Source organism: Nocardioides sp. P4_G4 (genome assembly GCF_056401085.1).
The window spans coordinates 15,256-31,262 of the sequence record NZ_JBFUKA010000056.1; the positions used below are offsets into that span (position 1 = coordinate 15,256).

A 16,007-nucleotide genomic window follows, 5' to 3' on the forward strand; every position below is an offset into this window, starting at 1 on the left:
GGTGGGAGGCGCTGCCTCCCACCCCCTCGCCAACGTGTGGCGCGGGGAGACCCGTGGCGGCTTGCCTTTGGCCACCGCATTGTCCATAGTTTTGATAGACATAGAGTTCAATCGAGGAGATCCCATGAACGCCACCTCGCACGACGCACCCGCCACGGCGCCGGCCACCGCGCCGCTGCAGTTCGCCTACTGGGTGCCCAACGTCTCGGGCGGTCTGGTCATCTCGGACATCGAGCAGCGCACCGACTGGGGCTTCGAGTACAACAAGACGCTTGCGCGCCTGGCCGAGGACAACGGGTTCGACTACGCGCTGACCCAGGTGCGCTACACCGCGTCGTACGGCGCCGCCTACCAGCACGAGTCCACCAGCTTCAGCCTCGCGCTGCTGCTGGCCACCGAGCGCCTCAAGGTGATCTCCGCCGTGCACCCCTACATGTGGCACCCCGGCGTACTGGCGAAGTTCATCGCCACCGCCGACCACCTGAGCAACGGCCGCGCCGCGATCAACGTGGTGTCCGGCTGGTTCAAGGACGAGGCCGTCTCCATGGGCGTGCGCTGGCTCGAGCACGGCGAGCGCTACCGGATGGCCGAGGAGTTCATCTCCTACGTCCGCGAGATCTGGACCAACGAGCACGCCGAGTACCGGGGCGACTTCTTCCAGCTCCACGACTTCGACATGAAGCCCAAGCCCCTCGACCTGGCGGGGCGCCCCACCCCGGAGATCTTCCAGGGCGGCAACTCCTCGGTCGCGCAGTCGATGGCCGGCCGCGTGAGCGACTGGTACTTCGCCAACGGCAACACCCCCGACGGCATCGCCGAGCAGATCGCCGGCGTGAGAGCCTCCGCCGACGCCGCGGGACGCCGGGTCAAGGTCGGCGTCAACGGCTTCATGGTCGCCCGCGACGACGAGGCGCAGGCCCACGCGACGCTCGAGGAGATCATCGCCAAGGCCAACCCCGAGGCCGTCGAGGGCTTCGGCGCAGCGGTCCGGCAGGCCGGGCAGTCCACCGGGGACAAGCGCGGAATGTGGCAGGACTCGGACTTCGCCGACCTCGTGCAGTACAACGACGGCTTCCGGACCGGCCTGATCGGCACGCCCGAGCAGGTCGCCCACCGGATGATGGACTTCAAGCGTCGCGGCGTCGACCTCTTCCTCCTCGGCTTCCTGCACTTCCACGAGGAGGTCGAGCACTTCGGCCAGCAGGTCCTCCCGATCGTGCGCGAGCTCGAGGCCGCAGAGCAGGAGCGCGTCGCGTGAGCGCCGCCGTCCACGTGGTCCCCGAGCCCGGGACCGTCCCGGTCCTGACCGCCCGGGAGGCGGTCGCCGTCGCACGTGACCTCGCGATCGACCTCGCCGGCACCTCGGCCGAGCGCGACCTGCACCGGGTCCTGCCCGGCGCCGAGCTCGACCGGCTCTCCGGGTCCGGCCTGCTCGCGATCACCGTCCCTGCGGCGTACGGCGGCGCCGACCTGCGCGCGGGCACCCTCGCGGAGGTCTTCCGGATCCTCGCCAGCGGCGACCCCAACGTCGCCCAGGTGCCGCACAGCCACTTCGTCTACGTCAACGCCATGCGCCACCAGGGGACCCCTGCGCAGCAGGAGTTCTTCTTCGGCGAGGTCCTGGCCGGCAAGCGCTTCGGCAACGCCCAGTCCGAGATCGCCACCAAGCACGTCCGCGACATCCGGACGACGCTGACCCCGGCGGGTGGCGGCCGCTGGCGCCTCGACGGCACGAAGGGCTACGCCACCGGCGCGCTCTTCGCCCACTGGATCCCGGTCCTGGCGCACCTCGACACCCTGTCCGACCCCGGCCACGGACCGCTGCACGTGGCCTGGGTCGAGAGTGACGCCCCCGGCGTCACCGTCACCGACGACTGGGCCGGGATGGGGCAGCGCACCACGGCGAGCGGCACCGTGGAGCTGGTCGACGTCGAGGTCGACGCCTCGCGCATCACCCCGTTCCACCTGACCTTCGAGGGCCCGCAGACCTACGGGGCGTTCGCCCAGCTGCTGCACGCGGCCCTCGACGTCGGCATCGCCCGCGCGGCCCTCGACGACGCGGCGGTCTTCGTGCTCACCAAGAGCCGGCCCTACCCCGACGCCGAGGTGGAGCGCGCGTCCGACGACCCGCTCGTCGTGCACGCCCTCGGTCAGATGGAGCTCRCCGTGCGCGGCGCGGAGGCCCTGCTGCGCGAGGCCGGCCGGGCCGTCGAGGCGGCCGACGCCGACCTCGACGCCGAGACGGCCGGGGCCGCCAGCCTCGCGGTCGCCGCTGCGCGTGCCTCGGGGTCGCAGGTCTCCGTCGACGTCAGCAGCCGCCTCTTCGAGGTGTGCGGCACCCGTTCGGCCCTCGACCGGCTCAACCTCAACCGCCACTGGCGCAACGCGCGCACCCACACCCTGCACGACCCGGCCGCGTGGAAGGTCCAGCACCTCGGCCGGTACGCCGTCGACGGCACCCTGCCGCCCAACCACGGACAGCTCTGAGGGAAGACCGGCCCCGGCGCCGGCACCTCGACCACGATCTCCTCGAGAGGACCCCCCGATGAAGTTCCACTGGTTCCTGCCCACCAACGGCGGCGACGGCCGCCACGTCGTCAGCGGCGGCCACGGTGTCGCCCACGGCACCGCCGGCCGCCCGGCCAGCGTGCCCTACCTGGGCCAGATCGCGCGGAGCGCGGAGCAGCTCGGCTTCGAGGCCGCGCTGACCCCGACCGGCGCCTGGTGCGAGGACGCCTGGCTGTCGACCGCGATGCTGGCCCCGCTCTCCGAGCGGCTCAAGTTCCTCGTCGCCTTCCGCCCCGGCATGACCTCGCCGACGCTCGCCGCCCAGATGGCCGCCACCTTCCAGAACATGTCGGGCGGTCGCCTGCTCCTCAACGTCGTCACCGGCGGCGAGTCCCACGAGCAGCGGGCCTACGGCGACTTCCTGGACAAGGACGAGCGCTACGAGCGGTGCGACGAGTTCCTCGAGATCGTGCGGCGCCTGTGGACCGGCGAGCAGGTCACCTTCTCGGGTCGGCACCTGCGCGTCGAGGAGGCCCAGCTCCAGCAGCTTCCCGACCCGGTTCCCGAGATCTACTTCGGCGGGTCCTCCCCGGCGGCCGGCGACGTGGCGGCCAGGCACGCCGACGTCTACCTCACCTGGGGCGAGCCGCCCGCGGCCGTCGCGAAGAAGATCGCCTGGATCCGCGAGCTCGCCGAGAAGCAGGGCCGCGAGCTGCGCTTCGGCATCCGCATGCACACGATCACCCGCGACACCTCCGAGGAGGCGTGGGCCGAGGCCGACCGCCTCCTCGAGGGCATCGACGAGGACGCCATCCGCAAGGTCCAGGAGGGCCTGAAGAGGTCGGAGTCGGTCGGGCAGCAGAACATGCTCGCCCTCAACGACGGCTCCAAGGACGGCCTCGAGATCTACCCCAACCTCTGGGCGGGCGTCGGTCTGGTGCGCGGCGGCGCCGGCACCGCACTGGTCGGCAGCCACGAGGAGGTCGCGGACCGCGTCGAGGAGTACGCCGCCCTGGGCATCGAGGAGTTCGTGCTCTCGGCCTACCCGCACCTCGAGGGCGCCTACCACTTCGGCGAGGGCGTGCTCCCGCTGCTGGAGCAGCGTGGCGTGTGGACGAACCCGGCGCCCGTCGCCGCCACCTCCTCGGTGCCCTTCGGCGGCCAGCGGGCCGCCTCGTGAGCGCCCCCCGCGTGGCCGTCGTCGTCGGCAACCCCAAGCCGCTCTCACGCACCCACGAGGCCGCCCTCACCCTGGCCGACCGGCTGGGCGGCGCCGACCTGGTCGTCGACCTGGCCGACGTGGCGGGCGAGCTCTTCGACCCGTCCTCGACCCGCGTCGCCGGGCTCGTCGAGCAGGTGGCGGCGAGCGACCTGCTCGTCGTGGCCAGCCCGACGTACAAGGCGACCTACACGGGGCTGCTCAAGAGCTTCCTCGACCGGTTCCCCCACGACGGCCTGGCCGGGGTGACCGCGGTCCCGCTGATGCTGGGCGCCGCCCCGGTGCACGCGCTGGCCGCCGAGCACGGGCTGCGCCCGCTGCTGGTCGAGCTGGGCGCGTCGGTGCCCACCCGCGGGTTGTTCGTCCTCGACGCCCAGCACGCAGACCCCGCGCCGTACGACGCGTGGTTCGCGACCGCGGGCCCGCTCCTGCGCCGATCGACCGCAACCGACCTCCAGGTGGTGTCCGCATGACGACCCAGGGCCTCGCCCCGCTCGACCAGCGCACCCTGCGGGACGCCTTCGGGGCCTTCCCGTCCGGGGTCGTCGCGGTGGCCGCGTCCGTGAAGGGCCAGCTGACCGGCATCGCCGCGTCGTCGTTCACCTCGGTGAGCATCGACCCGCCGCTGGTGTCCTTCTCGATCGCCACGACCAGCTCGACGTGGCCGGTGCTGCGTGAGGCGGGCCACCTCGGCGTCAGCGTGCTGGCCGACCACCACGACGAGATCTGCCGCCAGCTCGCCGGCCCCCGCGAGCAGCGCTTCGACGGGCTGCCGTTCGCGGTCACCGAGGACGGCGCGGTGCTGCTCGACGAGGCCGTGGCGACCTACGACTGCACCATCCACGAGGAGATCGAGGCCGGCGACCACGTCATCGTGCTGCTGGCGCTGCACGCGGTCGGCGCCGGCGACGGCGAGCACCCGCTGGTGTTCCACAAGTCCGGCTTCGCCAAGCTGCACCGGGACGACCTCGACCCTGCCAAGCTCGACGGCCGCATCAACGGTGCGGACGTGGAGCGGAAGGCGGCCGCGGACGGCCGAGAGGCCCCCGGCAAGGACGTCGACGCCGCCTGAGTCCGGGGCGGCCCCACGGACCGTCATGGGACGTGGTCACGGGGGTGACCACGTCCCATGACTTCGACTCACGCCGCGGCCGGCGGCGTGGCGGAGTGACGGCGCCGACGAGCGGCGCGACGTACGAGGAGCCACGCCGGCACGCCGAGCGCCACCAGCACGACACCGAAGGGCAGCAGCGCCCCCACGACGGTGGCCAGCCCGACCGCGACCGAGCCGAGGGCCTTCATGCCGCCGCTGAGGCCGGCCAGGAAGCCCGCGTCGGCCTTCTTGTCGGGCTGCGCCTCCTCGTCCGGCGTGCGGCTGATGTCGACCACGATCGTGGAGTCGCGGGTCTGGTCGGCCAGCCAGGCCTGCTGGCCCTCGAGCGAGTCGAGCTCCGCCTGGCGGCTGGTGAGCTGCGACTCGATCCAGATGATGTCCTTGAGCCCCTGGGCCCGGGCGAGCAGCTGCTCGACCCGACGCAGGCTGGCCTCCTGGGCGCGCACCCGCACGTCGGTGTCGATGACCTGGGTGGTCACGTCCTCCGTCGACCGGTCCGAGCCGCGCAGGTCGGCCACCCCTTCCAGGGCGGTCATCGCGTCCCCGAAGCCGCTGACCGGCACCCGCAGCACCAGCCGGGCGTAGACGGGCTTCCCGTCCTCGTCGGTGTCGGTCTGCTCCTCGGTGACCTCGCCGCCGCTGGCRTCGACGACCCGCTGTACGTCGCGCCGCGCCTCCCGCACGTCGTCGCTCGTCAGGGACACGGTGCCGGTGGAGATGACCTGTCGCTGCGACACCGCCGGCGGCCGGTTGACGCCCGGGTCGGACGTGGCCCCGCGGGTGCTCGACGTGTCGCCCGCGGCGTCGGCGCTCCCGTCCCGGGCGGTGGAGCCGCGCGACCCGGCGCCCTGCTCGGCGGGGGAGACCTCCGAGGCGGACGCCCCCGCGTCGGAGGCGGACGAGGAGTCCGACGCACCGCCGTCGGACGAGCAGGCGGCCAGTGCGGCCGTCATGGAGATCGCGGCCACGAGGCCGAGCAGCCGGCGGGTGCGCCGGGCGGGGTGCGCGTGAGTGGTCATGGGCGTCGGACGCCTCGTCGGGCGGTCGCGGTTCCCGCCCGTCGTGCGCCGTGACCGGATCGTTGTCCGGGACCGGCCGCATGGCAGGCTGGCCACGTGTGGGACGTCGTCGTGGTGGGTGCCGGGATCGGTGGCCTCACCGCCGCCCGTGACCTGGTCGCCGCCGGTCGCGACGTGCTGGTCCTCGAGGGTTCGCCCGAGGTGGGCGGCAAGCTCCGCCGCACCTCCGTGGCCGGGGTCACCGTCGACGTCGGGGCCGAGGCGATGCTCGCCCGGCGCCCCGAGGGCGTGGCGCTCGCCGCGGAGCTCGGCGTCGAGGTCGTGCACCCCACGCCGGCCACCTCCGCGGTCTTCTCGCGCGGTGCCCTGCGGCGCCTGCCGCGGAGCCTGATGGGGGTGCCCTTCGACCTCGACGACCTCGCCTCGAGCGGGGTCCTGTCGCCCGAGGGGCTGGCCCGGGCGAGCGTCGAGCGCATCGGCGACGCCCCAGCGGCCGACGTCTCGGTCGGCGACCTGGTCGCCGACCGGCTGGGGGACGAGGTCGTCGAGCGGCTCGTCGAGCCGCTCCTGGGCGGGGTGTACGCCGGGAGCGCCCGGCGGATCTCGACCGCCGCGGCCGTGCCCCAGCTCCTCGCGATGGCCCGGCGCGGCTCCCTGCTCGACCAGGCGGCCGCCATCGTGCCGTCCGACGCCCCGGTCTTCGCCGGTGTCGCGGGCGGCATGGGCCGGCTGGCCGAGCGGCTCGCGGAGGGCCTGGAGGTGCGCACGTCGGCCACCGTCCGGGCCCTGGAGCGTGTGCCGGGCGGCTGGCAGCTCACCGTCGGGTCCGCCGCCGCCCCGGAGACCGTCACTGCGCGCGCGGTCGTCCTGGCGACCCCGGCCGCGCCGACCGCCCGGCTGCTCGACGCCGTCGCCCCGGACGCGGCCCGCGACCTGGCCCGTGTCGAGACCGCCAGCGTCGCCGTGGTGACCCTCGCCTTCGAGGCCGCCGCCGTCGCCTCAATGGCGGACCGCTCGGGCTTCCTCGTGCCGCCGGTCGAGGGGCGGGGCATCAAGGCCAGCACGTTCTCCTTCGCCAAGTGGGACTGGGTGCGCGAGGCGGGCGACGGGCTCGCCCTGCTGCGCACCTCGCTGGGCCGGCACGGCGAGGAGTCCACGCTGCGGCAGCCCGACGAGGCCCTCGTCGCGACGTCGCTCGCCGACCTCGAGGCGCTGGCCGCCATCACGGCCACCCCGGTCGGCACGCACGTCCAACGCTGGGGCGGGGGACTGCCGCAGTACGCCGTCGGGCACCTCGACCTGGTGGCCCGGGTCCGTGCCGCGCTGCCGCTCGGGATCGTGGTCTGCGGGGCGGCGTACGACGGGGTCGGGATCCCGGCCGTGATCGGCTCCGCCCACCGCGCGGCGGTTGTGCTGGCCCGGGCAGAATGAGGACATGGCCAACAGCAACGCAGCCCGGACCCGCGAGCTCAACGACACCATCCGATACACCATGTGGTCGGTCTTCAAGCTCCGTGACGTGATCGGGGACGCCGACCGCGACGCCGAGGCGGCCGACCTCGAGGCGTTCCTCGAGGTGCTGGCCGAGGACGACGTGGTCGTGCGCGGCCTCTACGACGTCTCGGGCCTGCGCGGCGACGCCGACGTCATGGTGTGGGCGCACGCCGCCGACTCCGAGCAGCTGCAGGTCGCCTACAACGCGTTCCGGCGTACGGCGTTCGGACGCCGCCTCGAGCCGGTCTGGTCGCAGATGGCCCTGCACCGCCCCGCCGAGTTCAACAAGTCGCACATCCCGGCGTTCCTGGACGGCGAGGAGGCGCGTCGCCACATCTGCGTCTACCCGTTCGTCCGCTCCTACGAGTGGTACCTCCTCGAGGACTCCGAGCGGCGCCGGATGTTGGCCGAGCACGGCCAGATGGCGCGCGACTACGTGGACGTGCGGGCCAACACCGTCGCGTCGTTCGCCCTGGGCGACTACGAGTGGATGCTGGCCTTCGAGGCCGACGAGCTGCACCGGATCGTCGACCTGATGCGCCACCTGCGGGCCTCGGACGCGCGTCGCCACGTCCGCGAGGAGGTCCCGTTCTACACCGGGTCGCGCCTCTCGCCGGCCGAGATGCTGGCGCGCCTGCCCTGATCGCGTGGCCCCGTCGGCTAAAGTCGAGTAACTTACTCAACTAAGCCGACCAAGGAGCTTGCGATGTCCCCCTTCCCCACGCCGACGCGACCCCGCGTCGCCGACCTGCTGACGGACCACGCCGGGCGGGCCGGCCTGCTCGACGGCGTCGACCTCACCGGCACCGAGCGGACGTGGCGCCGCCTGGAGCCCGACGGGCCCGAGGTCGACGCGGAGCTGTGGCTCATCACCTGGCCGGCCGGCACCGGCACCGGCTGGCACGACCACGGTTCGGCCAGCGGAGCCTTTCTGACCCTGCGCGGCCGCCTCACCGAGCACTCGTGGAACGGCTCCCAGCACGTCCGCACCCTCGAGGCCGGTCAGGGTCGGCACTTCGGCGGCAGCCACATCCACGACGTGGTCAACGACGGTCTCGAGCCGGCCGTCTCCCTGCACGCCTACGCCCCGTCGCTGGCGGCCATGACTCGCTACGAGCTGGTCCGCGGTCGACTGGTGGTCGCGGGTGTGGAGCGCCGGGGTGACCTGTGGTGACCGGCGTGGTCCCCGTCCCGACCGCCCGGCACGACGGGGTCGACGCGATGCTCGCCGACGCCCGGTCGCGCCTGGAGCGGATCGACGCGCAGCGGGCCTTCGACGAGGTGCGTGACGGGGCCGTGCTGGTCGACATCCGCCCCGCCGCCCAGCGAGCGGCCGAGGGAGAGGTGCACGGGGTGCTCCGACCGCTGGTGGTCGAGCGCAACGTGCTGGAGTGGCGCTTCGACCCGCGCTCGGAGGCCCGCTTGGACGTCGCGGCGTACGACCTGCGGGTCGTCGTGCTGTGCCAGGAGGGCTACACCTCGTCGCTGGCCGCCGACGCCCTGCGGAGCCTGGGGGTCGACCGCGCCACCGACGTGGTCGGCGGTTTCGCGGCCTGGCGCGTGGCCGGGCTGCCGGTCGCCGGCTCGGGCTGCTGCGACTGAGGCCGGCGGCTGGCACGATGGAGGGGCGCCCCGTCGCCACCGGGAGGAACCCGTCGTGCCTGCGCCTCGTCGTACCGCCATGAACACCACGCCCCGTACCGGGCTCGCCGCCGTCGCGACCGCCACCGTCGCCCTCCTCGCGCTCAGCGCCTGCTCGACGGAGCGGGAGATGCGGGCGGTCGACCCCGCCGGGCGCTCGGACGCCCAGCCCTCGGGGGCCACGGCCTCCGACACCGTCGAGGGGGAGCGACCGGCGAGCGTGAGGCCGGCCGACGGGGAGGTCAGCACCGGCGGGCTCGTGACCGTGCTGGACGACGGCGACGGGCCCGAGCTCTGCTACACGGTCGCCGAGTCGTTCCCGCCCCAGTGCGAGGGCGTGCCGATGGCCGACTGGGCCTGGGCCGACCACCCCGAGCACGAGGAGCAGTCGGGGGTGAGGTGGGGGAGCTTCGCGCTCACCGGCACCTTCGACGGCACCACGTTCGCGGTCACCGACGCGGTCCCGGCCGCGCTGTACGACGCGCTGGCACAGGAGCCCGAGCCACTGCCGGGCACGCCGTGCGAGCCGCCCGCCGGAGGCTGGGGCGTCGAGGACGCCGGCAAGGCCACCCCCGAGGCGATGGACGCGACGTTCACCGAGGCGTCCCGGCTGCCCGGCTTCGCCGGCGCCTGGATGGACACCTCGCAGGACCCCGGCGCCACCAACGACCCGACCAAGGTCATCATCGACGTCGCCGTCACCGAGGACGTCGCGGGCGCCGAGGCGACGCTGCGCAGGACCTGGGGTGGCGCCCTGTGCGTGAGCGAGGCGCGCTACACGGAGGCCGAGCTCAATGCGATCTCGCTCGACCTGCAGAAGCTGCCGGGCGTGCTCTCGACGTCCGCCGCCGACGACGTCGTACGGGCCGAGGTGCTCTACGACGACGGGTCGTTGCAGACCTGGGTCGACGAGGAGTACGGCGAGGGCCGCGTCGAGGTCACCTCGGCCCTCCAGCCCGTCGAGGGCTGATCAGTCGGTCGACCGGGGCTTCAGGTCGATGCTGACCGAGTTGATGCAGTAGCGGTCACCGGTGGGCGTGCCGTAGCCGTCGGGGAACACGTGGCCGAGGTGGGAGCCGCACGTCGCGCACCGCACCTCGACGCGCTTCATCCCGTGCGAGACGTCCTCGATGTACTCGATCGTGTCCGTGATCGGCTGGTAGAAGCTCGGCCAGCCGCAGCCGGAGTGGAACTTCGTCGTGCTGGTGAACAGCTCGGCACCGCACGCCTTGCAGGAGTAGGTGCCCTCCGTCTCGGTGTCGGTGTAGTCGCCGGTGAAGGCGCGCTCGGTCCCGGCCTGTCGGAGCACGGCGTACTCCTCGGGGGACAGCTGGGCGCGCCACTCCGCGTCGGTCTTCTCCACGTCGTAGGCCATGGCGCCCACGCTACTGCCCGGTTGGTGGCGTGACCCGACGTCGGAGGGGGTCTTGACGAATCGAGTGTACGAGTGTTCACTCAATCCTCCAGGACTCGCGAAGAGGACGCCCGTACGCAGGGAGGACGCACGCATGACCGTGATCGACCGACTGGCCTGGGCCCGCACCGCGGGAGCCCGGCTGACGACCCCCCTGCACCCCGACGACTACCTCTCGCTGGTCAACCCGCTGTGGACGGCTCGCGAGCTGCGCGGTCGCATCGAGGAGGTCCTCCCGGAGACCGAGGACGCCGCCACCGTCGTCATCCGACCCGGGTGGGGCTGGCGCTACGACCACAAGCCCGGTCAGTACGTCGGCATCGGCATCCAGGTCGACGGGAAGTTCCACTGGCGCTCCTACTCCGTCAGCTCGCCGCCGCGGCGCGACGGCCGGACCATCGCCATCACCGTGCGGGCGATGCCCGAGGGGTTCTTGTCCCAGCACCTCGTCGACGGCCTCGAGCCCGGCACCATCGTCCGGCTCGCCCTGCCCGCCGGGGAGTTCGTGCTGCCCGACCCGCCCCCGGCCCGGATGCTCATGCTCGTCGGCGGTTCCGGGATCACGCCGGTGATGTCGATGCTGCGCACCCTCGACCGTCGCGGGACGATGCCCGACGTCGTCGTGCACTACTCCTCGACCACCGAGGCGCGGATGATCTTCCGCGACGAGGTCCGCGACCTCGCCGATCGGCACGACGGGCTCACCCTGCACCGGCGACACACCGACGACGACGGCGTCCTCGACCTGGCGGACCTCGACACGCTCGTCCCGGACTGGCGCGAGCGCGAGACCTGGGCCTGCGGCCCGGCGCCGATGCTCGACGCCGTCGAGGAGCACTGGGAGCGTGCCGGGCTCGACGACTCCCTGCACCTCGAGCGCTTCTCGCTCAAGCTCGACGGGGACGGCGGTGAGGGCGGCACGCTCCGCTTCCAGAACTCCGGCCGGTCCATCGAGGTCGACGGCGCGACCACCGTCCTCGAGGCCGGCGAGAAGGCGGGCGTGGGCATGCCCTACGGCTGCCGCGTCGGCATCTGCCACACCTGCACCTTGACGCTCGTCAGCGGCACCGTGCGCGACCTGCGCACCGGGGACGAGTACGACGACACCCACGACTCCGTGCAGACCTGCGTGACCGTCCCGGTCGGCGACTGCACCCTCGCGATCTAGGAAGGACCGACATGGCCATCAGTGACGTCAAGGAGTACACCCACCTCACCGCCGAGGAGGTCGACCAGCTCGGGCGTGAGCTCGATGCATTGCGCGCGGAGGTCGAGGAGTCGCGCGGCGCGGACGACGCGGCGTACATCAACCGCATCATCACCATCCAGCGCCGCCTCGCGGTGGCGGGCCGGATCACCCTGTTCGCCTCGCGCTGGAAGCCGGCCTGGGTCGCCGGTGCCGCCATGCTCGGCGTGGCCAAGATCCTGGAGAACATGGAGATCGGCCACAACGTCATGCACGGCCAGTGGGACTGGATGAACGACCCGGAGATCCACTCCTCCACATGGGAGTGGGACACCGCCCAGCCGGCCGAGCAGTGGAAGCACAGCCACAACTACATCCACCACCAGTTCACCAACGTGCTCGGGCACGACAACGACATCGGCTACGGCATCCTGCGGATGGCGCGCGAGCAGCGCTGGCACCCGGCCAACCTGGGCCAGCCGGTCTACAACGCGTTGCTCGCCACGCTGTTCCAGTGGGGCGTCGCGCTGCACGACCTCGACCTCGAGGCGATCCGCAAGCGCGAGAAGGACCCGAAGGTGCTCGCCAAGCAGCTGGCCCAGATCAAGCGCAAGATCAGCCGGCAGATCGGCAAGGACTACGTGTTCTTCCCCCTGCTGACGGCGGCCACCGGTCCGGCCAACGTGGTGCCGACGATCACCGCCAACGTCACCGCCAACCTCGCGCGCAACGTGTGGTCCTACATGATCATCTTCTGCGGGCACTTCCCCGACGGGGCGCTGCACTTCACCGAGGAGGAACTCGAGGACGAGACGCGCGCGGAGTGGTACCTGCGCCAGATGCTCGGCTCGGCCAACTTCGAGGGCGGCCGTCTCCTGCACGTCATGAGCGGCCAGCTCGGCTACCAGATCGAGCACCACCTCTTCCCGGACCTGCCGTCGAGCCGCTACGCGCAGATGTCGGTGCGGGTGCGCGAGCTCGCCGCGAAGTACGACATCCCCTACACGACCGGGCCGCTGCACCGGCAGTACGGCCAGGCGCTGCGGACGATCATGAAGCTGTCGCTGCCCAACCGCTTCACCGCCACCGACCAGCCGGAGCAGGTCGAGCGAGGCCGGCGCTCGGACGCCCAGCGGCCGACGCGCAGCGCGCAGACCGGCGACTGGTACTCGCGGAGCTCGTCGGGGGCCTCGTCGTGAAGGAGGACCTCCGCGACGGCTCCACCCGGCTGCGCGAGCCGACCCGTGCCTGGGCGACCCAGTGCGCCCTGTCCCGGATCTGCGGTCTCTGCGAGGGTGGACTGGGGCGGCCGATCGCCTTCGTCGGTACGCCGGTCGAGAGCGACCGCAACCAGTTCCACCACCCACCGATGCACCTCGCGTGCGCGGAGGAGGTGCGGACCGCGGACCAGGTGGTCGTGACCACCGCTGGGTTCGAGTTCCTGCGACCGGACCGCGACGACCCGGACCCGGCGCCGCGCTTCGAGCCGAACTCCCGGCTCTGAGCCACGCGGGTGTCGCACCGGGGGTGCCGCGCTCGTTGAGAGGGTGAGCGGCGACCCACCCGGTCGCCCCGCACCCGGAGGAGATGATCCGCGATGCAGTACCTGATTTCCGTGATCGACGACGCGAGCGAGTCCGGCACGGCCGAGGAGATGGCGGCCACCGGCCTCTTCAACGAGCGGCTCCGCGCGCAGGGCCACTGGGTCTTCGCGGGTGGCCTCGCCGCGCCCGGCACGGCCACCGTCATCGACAACCGACGCGGCGACGCGGTGTGCACCGACGGGCCCTTCGTGGAGTCGAAGGAGTACCTCGCCGGCTTCTGGGTCATCGAGGCCCCGGACCTCGACGTGGCACTCGCGCTCGCTGCCGAGGGGTCGGCGGCCTGCCACCGCAAGGTCGAGGTCCGCCCGTTCCTGCACGACTGAGCCTCGTACGGGCTTGGCTCACGACGACCCGGTCACCGCGCTGAGCGTGAGGGTCGCGAGCGTGACCGCGAGCACYGCGACCAGGCCGCCGGTGAGGGCGAAGCGGCCCCAGTGGATCGAGAGCCCGGCCGCGTGGCACCGCTGGGCCCAGAGCACGGTGGCGAGGCTGGCCCACGGCGTGACCAGGGGGCCGACGCCGACGCCGATGAGCAGGGCGCCGAGCCGCTCGGGGCTGTCGGCGGTGACGGGCTCCAGGGCGAGGTAGGCCGGCAGGTTGTCCAGCACGTTGGCGCTGCCGGCCGCGACCCCGGCCAGGCGCATCAGGTCCAGCGGGCCCTCCCCGGTGCCGGTYAGCCGGCCGGCGAGCCCGGTCAGGCCGTGCTCGTGGGCCAGCTGCACCAGGAAGAAGAGCAGGCCGACGGCGACGACGAGCAGCCACGGCACGAGCTTGAGGTGGAGCAGGTCACGACGCCAGACGAGGCAGGCGAGCACCACCGCGCCGCACGCGATCCCGGACACCACAGTCACCCGGCCGGTCAGCGTGAGCGCCGGACCCAGGGCCAGGCAGGCGAGGGCGGCGACCACCACGGGCGCCCGCGGGCCGGCCAGCCGTGCCGGCTCGTCGTACTCGCGTCGGGGCAGGGCCAGGGTGCGCCGGTGGAGCACCGCCAGCACGGCGACGGTCACGAGCACGGCGACCAGGCCCGGCAGCGCCATCAGCCCGACGTACTCCGCGGCGCTGAGGTCGAGGTGGCTCAGCGCGAGCAGGTTGGTGAGGTTGGAGACCGGCAGGAAGAGCGAGGCGGTGTTGGCGAGCAGCACCGTGGTCATCGCGAAGAGCACGGGGTTGATCCGGAGGCGCACGGCGACCGCGAGCACCACCGGGGTCAGCAGGACGGCGGTGGTGTCGAGGGAGAGGACCGCGGTGCTGGCCACGGCGACCGCCACCAGGCCGACCCAGACGCGGCGCACCGACCCGTCGGCGGCGTGCACCACGCCGTCGGCGACGAGGTCGAAGAGACCCAGGCCGGCGCACAGCTCGGCGAGGACCGTGGCGAACACGAGGAAGAGGAGGATCGGGCCGATCCGCGCCACCAGGTCGGCTGTCACCCGGAGCAGGCTACGCAGGCCGCTCAACCACTACCGTGGCGGCATGGCAGCAGCGAAGGCAGCGATGGTCGTCGCCGGGGGGCGTGAGGTGCGGGTGTCCTCCCCGGACCGGGTGATCTACGAGGCGACGGACGACACGCCCGAGGTCACCAAGGTGATGGTGGCGGAGTACTTCGCCTCCGTCGAGGACGGGTTGATGCGCGCACTGCGTGAGCGGCCGACCGCCCTGGAGCGGTGGACCAGCGGCGTCCGCGAGGGCTTCAAGCTCGCCACCGGACCGTTCGACAAGGACGCCGACGCGTTCTACCAGAAGCGTGTCCCCAAGGGTGCTCCCGACTATCTCGAGTCCGTCGAGATCACCTTCCCCTCCGGCCGCACCGCCGAGGAGATCTGCCCGACCGAGATCGCCGTGCCCGTCTGGTGCGCCCACATGGGGACGCTGACGTTCCATCCGTGGCCGGTCCGTCGCGCCGACGTGGACCACCCCGACGAGCTGCGCATCGACCTCGACCCGCAGCCCGGGACGACGTTCGTCGACGCCGTGCGCGTCGCCGGGGTGGCCCGTGAGCTGCTCGCCGACCTCGGCATGACCGGCTTCGCCAAGACGTCCGGCAACCGGGGCATCCACGTCTACGTGCGGATCCAGCCGTCGTGGGAGTTCGCCGACGTGCGGCACGCGGCGATCGCCTTCGGCCGCGAGCTGGAGAAGCGCGACGACGGGGTCACCACCGCGTGGTGGAAGGAGGAGCGCGGGGAGCGGATCTTCGTGGACTTCAACCAGAACACGCGTGATCGCACCATCGCCTCGGCGTACTCGCTGCGGCCCCTGCCGGGTGCGCCGGTCTCGACCCCGGTGACCTGGGACGAGCTCGCGTCCCTCTCGTCGCCGGCGGGCCTCAACCTGTTCACGGTGCCGGAGCGCCTCGCCTCCGATGGCGACCCGTGGGCGACGATCGACGACGTGCACCACTCCCTCCAGCCGCTGCTGGACCTGTGGGAGGAGCACCCGGTCGAGCTCAACTACCCGCCCGACCACCCCAAGATGCCCGGCGAGCCGCCCCGGGTGCAGCCGTCCAAGAAGGTGGCCTCGCACTGGGACGACGAGGGCAACCGGGTGGAGGGCACGTGAGCGACGAGCCCTCCCGCTCGGGCCCGGGCGGGGCGCAGCGCTGGGCCGACTACCTCGACTGGGTGCGCGCCGAGATGGTGCGCGGCGTGCTGGCCCTGTCGTACGACGACCAGCGGGCGCCGCGGGTGCCGTCGGGTTGGACCCCGCTCGAGCTCCTCAACCACGTGCTCCACATGGAGCAGCGGTGGTTCGTGTGGGGCTTCCTCGCCGAGCCGGTCGCCGAGCCGTGGGGCGACTGGACCACGC

General features: G+C 72.8%; 19 protein-coding genes. 16 read left to right on the plus strand and 3 right to left on the minus strand.

Annotated elements, in window-relative coordinates; translation table 11 throughout:
• Window positions 1-124: 124 nt before the first annotated feature.
• From sfnG to AC1DQF_RS14090, 5 genes are read left to right on the plus strand one after another with little or no spacing between them, the layout of a single operon-like run.
• Window positions 125-1,258 (plus strand): dimethylsulfone monooxygenase SfnG, encoded by a 1,134-nt coding sequence (gene sfnG, locus AC1DQF_RS14070; RefSeq protein ID WP_477525843.1) that lies wholly within the window; start codon window positions 125-127, stop codon window positions 1,256-1,258.
• The gene (locus AC1DQF_RS14075; protein ID WP_477525844.1) at window positions 1,255-2,487 is read left to right on the plus strand and encodes an SfnB family sulfur acquisition oxidoreductase; all 1,233 of its coding nucleotides are present in this window, start codon (window positions 1,255-1,257) and stop codon (window positions 2,485-2,487) included. The genes sfnG and AC1DQF_RS14075 overlap by 4 nt, the downstream gene beginning before the upstream one ends.
• A gap of 58 nt (window positions 2,488-2,545) precedes the next feature.
• Window positions 2,546-3,688, plus strand: a complete 1,143-nt coding sequence (locus AC1DQF_RS14080) for an LLM class flavin-dependent oxidoreductase (RefSeq protein ID WP_477525845.1) — start codon at window positions 2,546-2,548, stop codon at window positions 3,686-3,688.
• Window positions 3,685-4,200 (plus strand): NADPH-dependent FMN reductase, encoded by a 516-nt coding sequence (locus AC1DQF_RS14085; protein WP_477525846.1) that lies wholly within the window; start codon window positions 3,685-3,687, stop codon window positions 4,198-4,200. Before AC1DQF_RS14080 ends, AC1DQF_RS14085 begins: the two co-directional genes overlap by 4 nt.
• Window positions 4,197-4,799, plus strand: a complete 603-nt coding sequence (locus tag AC1DQF_RS14090; protein ID WP_477525847.1) for a flavin reductase family protein — start codon at window positions 4,197-4,199, stop codon at window positions 4,797-4,799. Before AC1DQF_RS14085 ends, AC1DQF_RS14090 begins: the two co-directional genes overlap by 4 nt.
• A gap of 68 nt (window positions 4,800-4,867) precedes the next feature.
• Here the strand turns inward: AC1DQF_RS14090 and AC1DQF_RS14095 are convergent, their stop codons facing one another.
• Window positions 4,868-5,860: a DUF4349 domain-containing protein gene (locus AC1DQF_RS14095; RefSeq protein ID WP_477525848.1), complete on the minus strand. Its 993-nt coding sequence runs from the start codon at window positions 5,858-5,860 to the stop codon at window positions 4,868-4,870.
• 96 nt (window positions 5,861-5,956) lie between these two features.
• Here AC1DQF_RS14095 and hemG point away from each other — a divergent pair, with 96 nt between their 5' ends.
• The 5 genes from hemG to AC1DQF_RS14120 all read left to right on the plus strand — a co-directional run bounded on the left by hemG (window position 5,957) and on the right by AC1DQF_RS14120 (window position 9,965).
• Window positions 5,957-7,291 (plus strand): protoporphyrinogen oxidase, encoded by a 1,335-nt coding sequence (gene hemG / locus AC1DQF_RS14100; RefSeq protein ID WP_477525849.1) that lies wholly within the window; start codon window positions 5,957-5,959, stop codon window positions 7,289-7,291.
• Window positions 7,292-7,295: 4 nt separating this feature from the next.
• Window positions 7,296-7,997, plus strand: coding sequence for a hydrogen peroxide-dependent heme synthase (gene hemQ, locus AC1DQF_RS14105; protein ID WP_477525850.1), 702 nt, complete (start codon window positions 7,296-7,298; stop codon window positions 7,995-7,997).
• A 63-nt stretch (window positions 7,998-8,060) separates the two neighbouring features.
• Window positions 8,061-8,528, plus strand: coding sequence for a cupin domain-containing protein (locus AC1DQF_RS14110; protein ID WP_477525851.1), 468 nt, complete (start codon window positions 8,061-8,063; stop codon window positions 8,526-8,528).
• Window positions 8,525-8,956: a rhodanese-like domain-containing protein gene (locus tag AC1DQF_RS14115; protein ID WP_477525852.1), complete on the plus strand. Its 432-nt coding sequence runs from the start codon at window positions 8,525-8,527 to the stop codon at window positions 8,954-8,956. Before AC1DQF_RS14110 ends, AC1DQF_RS14115 begins: the two co-directional genes overlap by 4 nt.
• 79 nt (window positions 8,957-9,035) lie before the next feature.
• Window positions 9,036-9,965, plus strand: coding sequence for a hypothetical protein (locus tag AC1DQF_RS14120; RefSeq protein ID WP_477525853.1), 930 nt, complete (start codon window positions 9,036-9,038; stop codon window positions 9,963-9,965).
• Here AC1DQF_RS14120 and msrB read toward each other — a convergent pair whose 3' ends face one another.
• Window positions 9,966-10,370, minus strand: a complete 405-nt coding sequence (gene msrB, locus AC1DQF_RS14125; RefSeq protein ID WP_477525854.1) for a peptide-methionine (R)-S-oxide reductase MsrB — start codon at window positions 10,368-10,370, stop codon at window positions 9,966-9,968.
• 133 nt (window positions 10,371-10,503) lie between these two features.
• Here msrB and AC1DQF_RS14130 point away from each other — a divergent pair, with 133 nt between their 5' ends.
• The 4 genes from AC1DQF_RS14130 to AC1DQF_RS14145 all read left to right on the plus strand — a co-directional run bounded on the left by AC1DQF_RS14130 (window position 10,504) and on the right by AC1DQF_RS14145 (window position 13,522).
• Window positions 10,504-11,577: a ferredoxin reductase gene (locus AC1DQF_RS14130; RefSeq protein WP_477525855.1), complete on the plus strand. Its 1,074-nt coding sequence runs from the start codon at window positions 10,504-10,506 to the stop codon at window positions 11,575-11,577.
• Window positions 11,578-11,588: 11 nt separating this feature from the next.
• Window positions 11,589-12,794: a fatty acid desaturase family protein gene (locus AC1DQF_RS14135; RefSeq protein WP_477525856.1), complete on the plus strand. Its 1,206-nt coding sequence runs from the start codon at window positions 11,589-11,591 to the stop codon at window positions 12,792-12,794.
• Window positions 12,791-13,099, plus strand: coding sequence for a hypothetical protein (locus AC1DQF_RS14140; protein ID WP_477525857.1), 309 nt, complete (start codon window positions 12,791-12,793; stop codon window positions 13,097-13,099). The genes AC1DQF_RS14135 and AC1DQF_RS14140 overlap by 4 nt, the downstream gene beginning before the upstream one ends.
• 93 nt (window positions 13,100-13,192) lie before the next feature.
• The gene (locus AC1DQF_RS14145; RefSeq protein WP_477525858.1) at window positions 13,193-13,522 is read left to right on the plus strand and encodes a YciI family protein; all 330 of its coding nucleotides are present in this window, start codon (window positions 13,193-13,195) and stop codon (window positions 13,520-13,522) included.
• Window positions 13,523-13,540: 18 nt separating this feature from the next.
• Here AC1DQF_RS14145 and AC1DQF_RS14150 read toward each other — a convergent pair whose 3' ends face one another.
• Window positions 13,541-14,632 (minus strand): ArsB/NhaD family transporter, encoded by a 1,092-nt coding sequence (locus tag AC1DQF_RS14150; protein ID WP_477525859.1) that lies wholly within the window; start codon window positions 14,630-14,632, stop codon window positions 13,541-13,543.
• A gap of 43 nt (window positions 14,633-14,675) precedes the next feature.
• On the opposite strand from AC1DQF_RS14150, the gene AC1DQF_RS14155 reads away from it, so the two are divergent.
• Both AC1DQF_RS14155 and AC1DQF_RS14160 read left to right on the plus strand, forming a co-directional pair.
• Complete coding sequence (locus AC1DQF_RS14155) at window positions 14,676-15,761, plus strand: DNA polymerase domain-containing protein (RefSeq protein ID WP_477525860.1); 1,086 nt, start codon at window positions 14,676-14,678, stop codon at window positions 15,759-15,761.
• Window positions 15,758-16,007: mycothiol transferase (locus AC1DQF_RS14160; RefSeq protein WP_477525861.1), on the plus strand; the 250-nt coding region annotated here is incomplete at its 3' end. The genes AC1DQF_RS14155 and AC1DQF_RS14160, both read left to right, overlap by 4 nt.